Here is a 14,346-nt window from a genome sequence, read left to right as displayed (position 1 = left end):
CGCCATGCGCGGGCGTGGCCGGAAAGCCCACGGCCGAGAGCGGCGTTCCGGCGCCACTGCTGTACCCGGTGGTGGCGTCGAGCTTGGCCTGGGCGGTCCCGAGGATGTTTTCCCAGGTGACGAAGATCTCGAACTCGACCTGTACGCCGGTGGTGGTGAGGGTGATCTCGTTACCGGAAATCACCGTACCCGGCGGATTCCCGCCGACCACGCCCACAGGCCGAAGCTCCATTGTCCCCGCGCCCGTGCCGAAGACCGGCGATGAAATCGATACCAGCCCGATAGCAAATACCAGCCCGCAAACTCGATTACTGTACATGACCCTGGCCTCTCTCTCTGTTACCTCCGAACGCATCCTGGATCGGAATCCGATTCCTTCAGTACACTCCCCATCAGCGCTCGCTTCTCGGAGATTGCGCGCTGCAGCAAGAGCAAACCCATGCGGCCGCGCGCGGAAAAGGCCCGGTCACTCTCGATGGTGGCTGGACCCGAGAACTGAACTCAATGCATGACGCCACGTCACAAGACGGTAAGCACTGGGCGAAACGATGATCCACGCAGTCCCCCCCGGTTGACTGGGCACCCTTCGGCCTTGACATGCGCTTCCGAAAGGACGCTACCTGCACCTAGTGTGACCATCCGGCCCTGATTTTGCAATAACCGGGCTGCGTTTTTGTGCTTCCGAGGCGAGAATAGACCAGGACGAAAGCGGGAGGAGCCAGCACGATTTCCGGGTCGATCGGGATGATTGAGCGAAAAGTCATGTTCCCCAGAACACGCTACGAATCTGTTAATCGGGGGAGGCGTGAACGGCACCAGTTCGTGAAAAGAGAGGAACTGGCCATGCCGAAAATAACCGGCCGGTGAGGAAATCGGGACCAGCAAGAACGCCGCGCCAACGGTTTGATATGAAAACCGCCCGGCATCGAGGGATGCCGGGCGGTCTGCGTGTTGCGAAACGTGCAATGCAGGAGCGCCGAAGAAACGGCGATCGCTTAGGGCCTTGCCACCGGATTTACTCGCAATCACGGCGAAGGCGGGGGACACGCCGTCTGCCCCTGATCGCCCGGCGCGACAGGCACGTCGTACGGATAAAACTCCTTGTTGGATCCCACACTGAACGCGTTGACCACGCGGAGAACATCCGGGCCAGTCGTGACATGATCCGGCAACTGCGGGTTGACGTCCGTCCAGGTGAGGGGCGGCGCGGTCGGCGAGGCGGAAACAACCTGAAGCGCCGCTGAAATATCAAAACCGCTCACCGAACCGTTTGGTGGCGTCCATGAGTTTGCGGGCGTCGGCGGCGTGGTCGATCCGTCACCGCTCGCGCTCAATGTACCGACCAGATCCGCCCACCACCGGCCGTTCGTCGGGAAGTCCGCAGTCCGTACGACGATCGGCGGGGAGAAGGTCACGCCGTCCGCCGTCGATCGAACCTCATAAACGTGTCCGGCCCCTGCCGTGTTAATCTGATCGCCCGGGGCAATCAGGCATCCGGTGGTGTGGACGACGGGCAGCGTGGACCAATTGTAGAGAATGGGCGATGCGCTCCCGGAAAGCTCGGTAATTCCCTTGCCCACGATGCTCGGCGGCGACGTCAGCGGCTGGCTGACGTAGTACGCCTGTCCCGAGAGCGGATGCGAAAGCTCAAAAGCGTAGCTGCCGGCGAATCCAGGATCAGGTCTCCAGGACACGTAGCGCTGTTTCCGAGCGCCATCCGGATAAGTGGTTACGGTAAGCGGTGGTGCAAGGTCGGTAACGGTTACCGTGATCGGTGCCGATCGCTGGAAGAGAATGCCGACCGAGGACGGATCCGTCATGTAGGAGGTCGAGCCGTCCGGCGCCGGGGAGACCACCGAGACTTCAAACGTCGAGCCCACCGTGGCATCGGGCGATACTTCGAGTTGAAACTCGCCAGCGTAGGTAGGTGTCGATCCGATCGTGACGCTGTCACCGAATGTGTTCAACTGGGCGAAGATCTGATTCGTTCCACAGCTTGGTGACGTGATCACGGTCTTGTTGGCGAACACGAAATCCTGCCGTGGGAAGCAGATGTCGGTTCCGGGGCATGGGGTCGTGTCGCACTTCGGGCCCGTGGGCTGAAGCGTCGAATTGTCCACACAGACCAGCGTGTTCACCAGAGCGCCATCCGGGCAGGGTACGCTGATCGTTCCTGTCCCCGAGGTACGCACGATCTCGACCTGGAATTGATACGCACTGAGGTCGATCGCATCGGCAATGAACACCTCTGCCAGCACCGAACCCCCCGCCGAAACGAACGGCGACGCGATGGACAGGCTGGCGGACGTGTCCACGGGATTGCAGGCGGGGGCGCTGCCGCAGTCCACACTGGTGCCGTAGAAAAGCCCGACGATGGACGTGCAATCCTGCGGTGCGCGTCCCTCGCAAACGCCATCCGGAAGGCAACAGGCCGGCGGTGCGGCCGCCGAAATCTGCAACGTGTAATTCTGCGTCTCTCCCGATTCCGTCAGACCGGTTTCGAAGACGCGAAGGTAATAATCGCCCGGGCCGACGACGAATTCGTCAATGATGGACTCCGGCAGGCCCGCCGCATTGACTTCGGCCAGCTCGATCGGGTTCACCAGATCGGCGGCCGAGTAAAGCTCCAGAGAGAGGTTTGCGACGGTGAGAGAATCGAACGGGTTGCCGCTGTTGCACGAGCCATTCGAATTCTGCGTGCTGTTATCATAGGTCCTGCCCTGAGGCGTGACCGTTGCGGAAACGAGCAAATCCGAGGAGATCTGGAATCGGAACCAGTCCTGCTCGTTTTCGGTGTCGATGCTCAAGAGTCCGCTGGTGGGGATAGCCGGTGCCGGCACGGCGCTGGGATCGAGGCTGCCGCCGGCGGCGAGCGAACCGAGATCGGTGGCTTGTGCCGGGGAATCGTCCGGCTCGAGCGGATCACCATGCTGCCGTTGAATGGCGCGCAGATCATCATGCTGAGGCCCGTCGAAGGATGTATTGATGAAGGGCTCCATCAATTGGTTCGTGTCATTGGAGCAGACATGGCGCATTCCCAGCCCGTGTCCCAGCTCATGCATCACCACATCCCGGAAGAAACGGTAGTTGTTCGTGGATGAGCCCCAGCCTTCGCTGCGATCGATCACCATGTCGCTCGTGGTGGGGAAGAAGTTGAACGCCAATACGCTGCTCGGTCCATCGATGTTGCGCATCGAGAGTCGCACGTCACCGCGCTCCGCGCCGCCGCCGGTGCCCCAGAACGCGCCGTCGTCCCAGTCGTTGCCACCCGAGGTTACCCGCGTGTAGGTAATGCCGGACAACTGCTCCCATCGCTCGAAGGACTGATCAATCAGGGATATCCACAAAGCGCGATTCCCGCTGAACAGCGTGTCCATTCGCGCGAACATCTCGCTGGGTGCGGCAACACCCCCGTTGTCATCCAGTCCGGTGCTGGAAATACTCAGCCCGTCGGGCACCAGGCTCCAGGTGAGGGTGAACGGCGTGCCCACCGTCGACCAGCTTCCACTGAGGAAGTAGGCGAGCGGACCGGGCGCGATCTGCTTGGCCCACTCGAAGTGCACGATCTCCTCTTCCGGCGTGCCTTCGGCGTAGCAATAGGCTACCGGGCTTCGCAAACTTCGCACGATGTCGAGGAGCGAATCCTCTTCCCGGCCGTACACCCAGAGATCGTTTGGCGCGATCGGTTGCGGGTCCGACAACGATTGAATGAGCTTCGCCGCATCCGGCGGAGCAGTCATCGGCCGGCCTTCACGTCCGGACTCCGTCGATAAAAACGACACGGTCACCGCGATGGCGACCCCCAGCGTTCCCATGAGTGATGAACGAACCGACATGGCTTCAGGTCTCCTCGATCCCTTGGCGGACATACCCAGACGCTTGGAAAGGAGAGGGAAGACGTGCATGCGCGCGGCCAAGCGCACAAATTCACCTTTCCTCGGACCCCAGCAAGGCAACATATAATATAAGCGGTTACATGAATATGCCAGCCAAACTCGCGGAAATGCCTCGGTTTTCGGGCTTTAGGGGCAGGGCTGGGCGCAATTCATCACCTCGAACGGCATCCTCTGGAACGCCTGAATTCCGCGCTGAATGTCATTTCCGTTCACGACGCCGTCCGGCAGGCAAGGATGAACGTCGGCTTTTTCAAGCGATACTTGCGAGTAATCATGCTGGAAAGCTTTCACCATTAACTGAATGTCAATGCCGTTGACATGCTGATTACCGTCAATATCGCACCAGAGCCCTGTCGTAGCGGACGCCGCGAACGACCAATCTGGTTGCCCCGGACTCCCGCAGTCCGATCGGACCCGATAAGTCGTTTCCGGGCGGAGCTCGACTCCCCGTACCGCAACGGAGCCCCATTCCGACGGGAGGCGAAAGACGGGGGACGTGATAAGAGAGCCGTCGGCCGCCACGTACTTTGAAACGCATGCCACATTCGCATCGTCCGGGTCGCCCGTGACCAGGAGAGCGACTGGAACGGCACCGGCTACCGGCGTGATCTTCACATGCCTGCTGCCTTCCTTCGCGACCGCAGGTGTTGCGCACTGACCTGACAAGCAAAGATCGACGCTTTCGTCGCACAGTCCCGGTGTGCAGGGCTCGGTCCCATTTAGACAGAACCGTCCGTCACACGTCTCCACGCCGGTACAGAACAAGCCGTCGTCACAATCGCCGTCGACCACACAGTCCACTGGAAGGAACTGCTGGGCGTATGTGCCGATGTCGGCCGCGCCCTGGTCCGTTCCACCGTGGAGCGTCCAGCTTGGCATGGGACCGCCGGCCGTGCCCATGCGAATCTTGTGCAGAAGTTGCCAGGGGTCGTCCACGGCAATGGTCCCGATCCACTTCGGCTGGCCAGGGGTGCCGAAGTCCAGATTCGTGCCGTCGGGCCCGTGGCAGACGGTGCAGGCCACCACGCCCCCTGAAGTGTAATTGACCTGGCCCTGAACCGAGCTACCCAGAAAAACCCCGGCGGAGTCGATGTACGGTGTCGTGTCGATTGCCAGATCAGTGACGAACGCCGCGAGGTCCCAAATGTCCGTGTCGGTCAAGCCGTAGTCGCCGTAACCATGACCGTCAGGAACGTCCGCGCGCTTGAGCAGGTCGAACATTTCGCCGGGCGTCAACGCGGACGCCAGGACCCCGCCGATACCGGTGAAGTGCGGGCCGGATGCATACGCGCCGCCGGCGCCGGCGTAGTCCCAGCCGTGGCACTCCACGCAGAGGAACGTCGCGCTCCCCGATTGCGCACCCGCGGGCGGATAAAGGGGATGGTCCCCCGGCGGCGCGGGGAGCACCAGCTCCTCGAGCCAGTTGTCGTAGAGCTTGCCGCCGCGGTAAGGATCGGCCTGCCCGCAGACATCGCCCGATTCATCGCAGGGCTGTTCCGGACACGGCACCGCTCCCGCGACGCACGTTCCCTGATCGCACGTTTCCGGCCCATTGCAGAACAATCCGTCATCGCAATGCGCGTCGACCTCACAGACATCCGGAAGATTGAGCTGCGCGTAGCGACCGATGTCGGCCGCGCCTTGATCCGTGCCGCCCGTACCGATCCAACTGGGCATGGACGTTCCTGGATTGCCGAAGCGGATCTTGTGAAGAAGCTCCCACGGGTTTCCGACCGCGATCGTACCCACCCATTCGGGCGCCAGACGTGTTCCGAAGTTGATGGCGGTGCCATCGGCACCGTGGCAGACCGCGCAGGCGATCGAACCGCCGGCCGTGTAATGCGTCAGGCCGACGCCGGGATCACCCAGGAAAGCGCCATTGGCGGCGTCGACGTACGTGTCGGTGTCGATCGCGAGATCGAGCATGAACTGGACGAGGTCACGCGCATCCTGATCGGAGACGCCGAGGTCGCGGAAGCCGTGACCGTTTGGCACCGTGGAGCTCTGAATGATATTGAACATCTCCAGCGGGGTTTTCGTACTCCCAAACACACCGGCGATGCCCGTGAAATGCGTGCCGGAACCGTAAGCCCCGCTGGCTCCCTTGTAGTCCCATCCGTGGCACTCCTTGCAACGGTAGGTGGTGCTGCCGGATTGCTGCCCGGCCTGCGGATACAACGGATGATCACCGGGCGGCGTTTCGCTTCCGTTGACCGTCCACCATCGATCCCACAGCAGCCCACCGCGAAGCCCGTTGTTGGCGATGGACTGACAACCGGAATCGCAAACGACGCCGTCCGGCGGATCACATTCCTCGCCGTTTTCTATGGTGTTGTTGCCGCACTGCGGAGGTGGCAGGGTCGGCGTGGCTGCCAACCCCTGCACTGTGCCCGGCGTTCCGGGCTTGAACAACTCGATGGTTGCCTGCTGCAAGTTCGGCGATTGATCAGCATCAAAGCGGAAATTGTAGAGGGTGCCCCAGCGAAGCGCGTTGGCGTTGGGATTGGTCGCGAAATCCTGCGTGGACCAGATGATGCGATCACTTTGGATCGAGGCCGACCAGTCGTTCCCGCCGTAGGGCTCGCCGCTATGATAATCTACGTCGTGGAAGCCGACGTTCTGAATGACCGTACCGGGTTCCACGGGTACTTCGAATGCCCGGGCCGCGCGGTCCGCGTTCATGTTGTACAGCGCATATTCGTACCGCCAGAATCCGCCGCCGATGTCGGTTGCATCGGAAGAGAGTATGAACAGACCGTCGTCGGGGACCTGAATGTCCGTCTCGTTCACCTGCGAGAAGTAGTCCTGCCAGGCCCGGATGGCTGGCTTCTGGCGGACCGTCGTGGTGATGAGGTTGATTTCGTAATGCGTCAGCGCGTCGGTAATGCTCACCCGGCGGTAAGAGGCGTTGTTGTTACCGTTGCCCGCCAGCGCGTCATCCTGGGTGACGTAATGCCCCTCGATGAAATACAACGCTCCGCCGTTGAGCGCGGGATTGAGGTCGTCATTATGGACTTGTAAGCGCCGGCCGATGACCTGCGCCGGTGAACCGGCCGAGAACGGATACGTGAAAACGCCGGTGTGGGCGTTGACCTGTGAGCGCGGGCCCAGGTTGCTCTGCTGGCCGTTCAGCGTTGCCGAGTAGGGATCCGAGCATCCGATGCCGAGTTGATTGCCCGGTTCCGGCGGGGCAAGGCACCCGATCCCGCATCCGCCTCCCGATGCAGCCACGAATCCATGCTTGAGCCAGCTCATGCCGACCTGCTCGAATTGTCCATCCTTGTAGCGATAGAGATTCTGAGCGATCACGGGATGCTCGTTCGTGTTGGCATACCAGGACGCGGGAAGATCGCCGATGTTGCAGGACTGCGTCCCAATCGCAAAAGCGGAAATGTCTCCGACGGAACCGTAGTTTTCCACGGCGTAAAGGTCACGAACAATGATGTCCGGTCCGATGCTCGTGAATCCCGACGGAATCTCGCTGGTGGTCGAGCCGACCGGGCCGGGCGAGTCGAGCCGCGAAAGCGCCCGTGTCGCGCTCTGCCCCGTTGCGTGGGTCAGAGCGGATTCCAACTCGATTCGGCCGATGATTCTGCCGACCGCATCATCCAAGCCGAGCGAGCGTGCCCACGATTCTTCTACACGCAGCGAGCCCTCAATTCGCAATTGCCGCCCCAGGTTGAGCACTTCGACGCGCACGTCGCTCAATACGAAAACGGGCTGAGAAGTTCCGGGGGCGCCGATCGTGCTCGAAAGGATGAAATCCGGGCCGGCGCCTTTTCGGAGCTCGAATCCGCCGATGGCCGCAACCCGCTGATCGTCGACCGAGAGCAGGAGGCCGCCGGCAGTCTTCCACAGACCGGCCTCGATGCTCAGGCTCGCGTCGGGCTCGAACCGGATGCGTGCAGCGGAGCCGCCTTCCACGCGCCATTTTGCCAGGTTCGTTCCGACCGAGGCGCCGGTCTTGTCCTGTGCGGCGAAGCTCCAGCCGATATCCTGCAATACGGGCTCGTCAAACGTGACGACGAGCACGCCTTCCGTGCAGTCGAATTCAACGCGAACCGGATGGGTCGCGCAGGAATTGGCTTGCTGATCGGCCGAAATGTCAGATTCCGGGCCGGCACCGCTCGCCGTGCCGGCCGCCATGTATTGCAAGGCCGCCCACAGTACAACGAGGAGTCCGATCCGGGCTGACGGCAAGGACCGCGATGACGTGGACACGAACTCGACCCCCCTCTCCCCTCAAGACCTCTCCGAAGCTTCCGCGGTCGTGGAAGGCCGCTCCGACGTCATACGTCCGCCGACTTCAGAGAACCGCGCAGATCCTGCGCGTTTTCCGGAGATTCCAACCCGGTTTGGTCACCGGGTTTGCGCTTGAGCCATCCCCGCGAGGGGGAGAAGCCCGCTCATTGTCGTGATCTGAGTCAGGCTACCAAGGCGGCCCCGGGTTTCGACCGATGGACAGAATAATCCGCCCGTGCGGCCAGTTCAATCGAGAACCGGAACGCGCCTGTTTCCGGACGATCGATCGGACCGAATTGGCCGGCATGGCGCCGCGTGCGCGCGGTTTCGCGCACGAGGATCGCCCGGGGGGAAACCGGCGTTGCCAATACCACTAATAGGCTCGCCTGTTTCGCGACCGGGAAGCGGGGCAGGCGATTCTGAGTGAAGGTTGTGAAGCGTAAGTTTAGGCGAAATTGGCGGCTTAGCGAAGTTACAACATAGAAAAACCCTTGCATGAATATGTCGGTTCGGGTACTATCGGCCATGTTCGAATGAGCCCGAAGTACCTCGGCGGTTCTTGCGCAGGCACGAACGCCGATTTGCGGCACGTCACGAAGGCGTACGGAGGGAAAGAGCGATTCAAGCAAGTGGGGGTCGCCATTTCAGGTATAGCAGTTTCCAAAGCGGGGATTCGCCTGTTCGATGTTGGCAAAAGTGAAGTAGGTCAACCGAGTCGGAGTCGCGGCGTTGTGAACGTGGTGAACTTCGGCAGGATTCAAACAGTCGATCCCGTTTTGTAGTGACAGTCATGTGTCATCGGTCATGGGGTCTTGGTCTAGGATGGAGGTAGAACTGATGAGAGGTAAGGGTGTGAGATCATGGCGTCCTATCGTGGGCGTCCTGGCCCTGGGGGCCTGTTGTATCGGCCTGGCTTGGCAAACAGCCTCGGCCGGGGACAGCGGGCGCTCAACGGATCGGCTGACACAGCCGACCCAACCACAGCTGCCGGGGCAACAAGATGCCAGCAGCAGACCTGCGAACCGGCCCGTTACGGGCAAGAATGGGGCGCAGGGCACTCGGTCGTACAGCTTCGGTGCGAACTCCGATGAGCTGATGATCGAAGGCCGTCGGGTTCGCGTTGCCGAGCCGGGCTTCTCCGGTCATGCCGGAAGCGGTCTGGCCACGGGCGGCACGGTCCCGCTGGGCGGTAACTGCGATTGCGACAACGATTGCGCAAATGCCGCCGGCCAGTGCAACGAGGCAATCTGCGAGGAGGATGACCAGAATCCTGGTACCTTCCGCTGCGTTGCCGCCTTCAGTGCCTCCCGCACCGAGTGCGACCTCGACGGGCTGTACTGCACGTATGACTACTGCGACGGCGTGGGTAACTGCGTTGCCGCTCCGTTGGTCATCGGCGGCAGCGTGCCGCGGACGCCCTGCCTGCACACCTGTGCGGGCGGTACGGCGGACGGCGAGCGCTGCTTCTTCGATGCCGACTGCCCGAGTGGCGGCGTCTGCCAGCCGCGGCTCGATCCCGCGATGGGCGGCTCGTTCACGAGCTGCGACGAGCCCACGGACAAGTGCGGCGTGAGCAACGGCGGCGCGTTCCTCGGCCGCTGCTGTACGGGCGCCGGTCCGACCAGCCCCGGCACCTGCTCCTACACCACGGCCGCAGGTTGCGGCGGTGGCTTCTGGGCGCGGATCACCGACCCGTTCGATCTGAACGAGTGTGACTGCCCCGAGTATTCGGCCGGTATGGCCCCGATCGATGAGTCCTGCACGGTGACCAACGGCGTTGAGTCGCCCGCGGGTTGTGCACGTTTCGTCACGGGTTCGACCAATCGTTGCAGCATCAGCCGCGATCTGTGCGTCAACGCGACGCTCGATTGCCGCAAGGTTTGCAACGTCGGTCCGGACGTCGGCCAGGGTTGCACGATTGATGCGGACTGCGATCAGAGCGGCGGCGCCGCTCAGTGCGTCTCGCAGACGTGCGGTCCCGATCCGTTGCTCTGCCAGGGCAACTACAGCGTCGGTGACGACTACACGCTCGCCAGCGGCTCCTACATGAGCCTCGAGAAGATCCGCTTCCGCGGCGGCGTGGATACCGATCGCGACCTCATGTCGTTCGAAATCTTTGACACGACGGCGACGGTGTGCAGCGACGGATCAGTCGCGGCCTGCACCGTGGTCGGCGCTGCCTGCAACGGCGGCCTCGGCACCTGCGTCGGTCCGCTCCGTGTGGCGGTCTTCGGTGCCTTCACCTTTACCGAGGCCGGCATGGAGGACTACACGCTGACGGTCGACTGCGACACGCTGTGCGACACCAGCACCACGCCGGATGAGCAGCCTGACCCCGCGACGAACATCATTCCGCCGCAGGGCCACCTCGTCATCCGCGCGTTCTCGCGGGTGGACGGCGCGAACAACGTCGTGGATCCGAGCCGCGGCTATTGGGCGCGGACGAGTGCGACGCAGGTCGGCTCGACCAATCCCGATGCCATCTGGCTCAACCACGTTCCGAACACGGCCGTTACCGCCGGCACCGGCCGGCACATTTTCGAGCTGCTCGGCGAACTGGTTCCCAATCCCGCGGCCGCCTGCTGCGATCCGCCGATTGCCGGTACGCCGGGAACGCCGGGTACCTGCTCCGATCTTCAGGGGTGGGAGTGCACGAAGTGCATCGGCGGTCCGTTTGACGGACAGGTCTGCCGCAACACGAACGACTGCGGCGGTCTCGCCGTCAGCGTGTGCAGCGACGTTGACTGGAAGGGCAAGAAGTTCGATTCGGCTCCGGCCGGCGAGCTCTGCTCCTCCGGCGTCTGCAACATCGGCGCCTGCTGCGATGACAACACGGGCGAGTGCACCGAGACGGCGGACGTGGACTGCACGGGCGTTGGCCAGACCTTCCTCGGCCTGGGCACGACCTGCGATCCCAACTGCTGCCAGCAGCCCTTCACGGGCGGCGACTGCTGCGCGACAGCGTACTACTGCGATGGTGATCCTTCGGCGAACGGCTCCTGCAACTCGGGCAATACCGGCTCGGCTTGCGGCTCGGGCGGTACCTGCACGGAGTGCACCGGCGCGACCGCGTTCAGCGTGACCGTTCCCGCGTTCAGCGGCGGCTTCTGTTCGAACGATGCGTCGATCGCCTGCGATCCGATCAACCTGTTCTGCTCGGCCTGTGCCGGTGACCCCTCGGGCGATGCGTTCTGCAACAGCGACCCGATTGGTAACGACGGCATGGCCTGCGGTTCGGGCGGTGTCTGCGGTATCACGGGTGACTGCAACGAGGGTGCGGTTCGCGTGGTGCGGACGTTCAGTGGCGTCACGCCGACCCCCAGTGTCAGCCTCTTCACCATCGACGACGGCGACAACTGCGTCCCGAGCCCGACTGATCCGGGTTGGTATGAGGTCGTCACGGTCGACAAGTGCGCCGTGGTCACTGTGGACCTGTGCTGCACGACGCCGATCCTGTCGCCGACGTGGATCATCGTGACCGAGTGCGAGCCGGGTAATCCTGGCTGCACCGGCAACAAGCGTATTTTCTGGGAAGAGGGCGGTTACGGTGCGAACGAGTTCGGTACCGGCAACCCCAACGGCGCCAACGTGATCTGTGCCGACGGCAACGCCGCGGTGCAGTGGACGCTGCGTGCCGGCCGCTGGTCCTTCGGCATCTTCGCCCAGGGTACCTGCGAGAACAGCACGACCGAGTGCGCCACGGGTGACGATTGCCCGTCGGGCGTGCCTTGCGAGAGCAACTCCGGCCCGTATCAGGGTCACTGGACCGTGACCGGCTGCCGCGAGGCGGCTTGCTGCCACTCCGCCGGTGCTCCGGGTACGCCGGGTCCGGGTGCGACCTGCTCGGTCACCGACATCCTCGAGTGCGAAGGCTTCCCGGTGGTTCAGAAGTTTGAGCCGAACCTGGGTGGCGACTGGCTGGGTGACCTGGCCGGCGGCACGATCGACGATTGCTCGGCCTCGCCGTGCGCTCTCGGCGCCTGCTGCCTTGGACCAGGCAATTGCGATGACAACGCCGGCTCGGGCGAAACGGTCGGTTGCAGCGGCAACCCGCAGGGTATCTACCACGGTGGTGTGCGCTGCGTTGACGAGCCTTGCCCGACCTGCCCGATCGACAGTCTGGCGAACTGCCAGGGAGATACCGAGGTTCTGGCCTGGGCGAGCGAGTCGACTTCGCGGTTCCGTATCGCGGACGACTTCATCCCGCTGGCCAACACCATCGAGCGTATCTGCTGGACGTTCTCCTGGTCCAACCTGTGTGAACCGCCGAACCGTCCGGCTCCGCCCGACGACGAGTGGGTGATTCGCATCTGGCCGGCCGATCCGGTCACGGGCCTGCCCATCGAGGGCTCGCCGGTCTTCTCGTCCGACACCGTCGTTCCCGACGGTACGGGCAACAACGACGACCCGTCGTTCCTGATCTGGACCTACACGGCCCCGATCGGACCGGTCGCGGTCACGTCGGGTAACTGCTACTGGCTGTCGATTCAGGGTAAGGGTGACGACGGTGACGGAACGAACCGCTGCTTCGCGTTCTGGATGGCGACATCCGGTATCGACGCGACGGGTACGTACTCCGAGGTGTCCAACGCGGGTAACAACTTCTCGCTGAACAACAACGGCGACAACGTGTTTGCCGTGACGGACATCGATCACTCCGACTTCACCTTCTGCATCGACTCGGGTATCCAGGCCCAGACGAATCCGGGCGTGGACGGTGGTTGCGGTCAGGTTGATTTTGCGTGCTGCCGTCCGGGTGCTCCGGGCGCGGGCGTGAACCCGACCTGTATCGATACGATCACCAATCCGGGTCTGACCGTGAACGACTGCCTGCGGGTCCACCGCGGTATCGTTTGCCCGGGCAAGACGTGCTCCACGGCTTCGTGCGACGCGTCCGCTCCGTCGAACGACATCTGCTCGAACCCGCCGCTGGCGGCTGCGGTTCCGACCAACCCGCCGAACGACGACTGCGGTGCGGCTACGCCGATCGGCGGCGCCGACTGCCAGGTGATCACCAACCTCGGCCGTTGCCAGGGTGATACCGAGATCTTCTGCACCGTCTCCCCGGACGACTGCCCGCCGAGCGTTGGCCCGTGCGTGGCGCACTCCGGAACGGCGCAGACCTGCGGTCTCGTCAGTGGCGGTGCGAACCAGCCGCGCTACACGCGGGTGGACAACCGTCTGGCCAACCGCGACGGTCTGCTGAACGAGAGCGGCTTCCCCGCCGGGCCCGACAAGTGCCCGAGCGGCAGCCCGACCTCGGTCCAGGCCGACGTCTGGTACAACTTCACCTCGCCGTGTAACGGTGAGGCGGAGTTCCGGACGTGCTTCTCCGACCGGTTCTTCGACGGCCGTATCACGGTCCACCAGAACCCGTCGGGTCTCTCCTGCCTGGCGTGCGGCTCGCAGAACGCCGCCTCGCGTATCCTGTGCCAGGATGACGGCTGTGCGACGTACTTCGACGCCGTGCCGACGTTCTCCTTCGGTGCGGACCGCGGGCGCTTTAACGTGGCAGCCAACAAGTGCTACACGATGCGTTTCGGCGGATTCGCCACCAGCTCGGGTACGATCAACGGCGATACGATGTTGCCGGCCTACGGCATCGGCGAGATGGAGATCAACGTGCTCTGTACGGGTAGCGTGAACGACCCGCCGGTGGCGTTGACGACCTATCCGCACGGTGCGGTGAAGCAGCGCTACATCAGCTTTGCGCCGCAGGGCTCGCACACGGCGTCAGCCTTCCGCGTGAAGGACGTGGGTTCGGGCGCCCAGTACTACATCAGCACGCCGCGCACGACGCCGGCGTCGGTGGTGGGACAGGGCCTGACCTTCGTGGTGTCCGATGCGTCCCCGATCATCAACGACTGGACCTCGCTGACGCGGATCCACGTCGGTGGCTGCATGATCGCCCCGGGCGACAATGCCGCCTCGAGCACGGGTCGTGCGTATGAGGTCACCGCGACGACCGACGGTTCCAGCTTCTCGGCGCCGTTGACGGTCTTCACCGCGGCTCGTCCGACGGCTGCGAACGCCCGCTTCTGGGCGGACGTGGTGGGTCTGTTCTCGGCCGGTGGCGATGGCTCGACCACGCCGCCCACGCCGGCGAACTCGTGGACCCCGCCGAACCGGAACGTGAGCGGTTTCGACATCTCGGCCACGCTGCAGGCGGTATCCGCGGCACCGACCGCGCCGCACTTCACGTGGGTGG

At 63.4% G+C, this 14,346-nt stretch carries 5 protein-coding genes; 1 reads left to right on the top strand and 4 read right to left on the bottom strand.

The window, feature by feature from the left end:
• From J5J06_13315 to J5J06_13300, 4 genes are all read right to left on the bottom strand, one after another.
• The coding region (locus tag J5J06_13315; GenBank protein MCO6438066.1) for a hypothetical protein at nucleotides 1-319 on the bottom strand (319 nt) is incomplete at its 3' end.
• 706 nt (nucleotides 320-1,025) lie between these two features.
• Nucleotides 1,026-3,836, bottom strand: coding sequence for a matrixin family metalloprotease (locus J5J06_13310; GenBank protein MCO6438065.1), 2,811 nt, complete (start codon nucleotides 3,834-3,836; stop codon nucleotides 1,026-1,028).
• 186 nt (nucleotides 3,837-4,022) lie between these two features.
• Nucleotides 4,023-8,117 carry a cytochrome c gene (locus J5J06_13305; protein MCO6438064.1) on the bottom strand — a complete coding sequence of 1,365 codons (4,095 nt, stop codon included), beginning with the start codon at nucleotides 8,115-8,117 and terminating at the stop codon, nucleotides 4,023-4,025.
• Nucleotides 8,118-8,320: 203 nt separating this feature from the next.
• Nucleotides 8,321-8,767 carry a hypothetical protein gene (locus tag J5J06_13300; GenBank protein MCO6438063.1) on the bottom strand — a complete coding sequence of 149 codons (447 nt, stop codon included), beginning with the start codon at nucleotides 8,765-8,767 and terminating at the stop codon, nucleotides 8,321-8,323.
• A 466-nt stretch (nucleotides 8,768-9,233) separates the two neighbouring features.
• On the opposite strand from J5J06_13300, the gene J5J06_13295 reads away from it, so the two are divergent.
• The coding region (locus J5J06_13295; protein MCO6438062.1) for a hypothetical protein at nucleotides 9,234-14,346 on the top strand (5,113 nt) is incomplete at its 3' end.

This window comes from Phycisphaerae bacterium (assembly GCA_024102815.1).
GTDB lineage: Bacteria > Planctomycetota > Phycisphaerae > UBA1845 > UBA1845 > JAGFJJ01.
The sequence above is the reverse complement of the archived record's forward strand: the minus strand, read 5'-3'. Positions and strand labels throughout refer to the sequence as shown.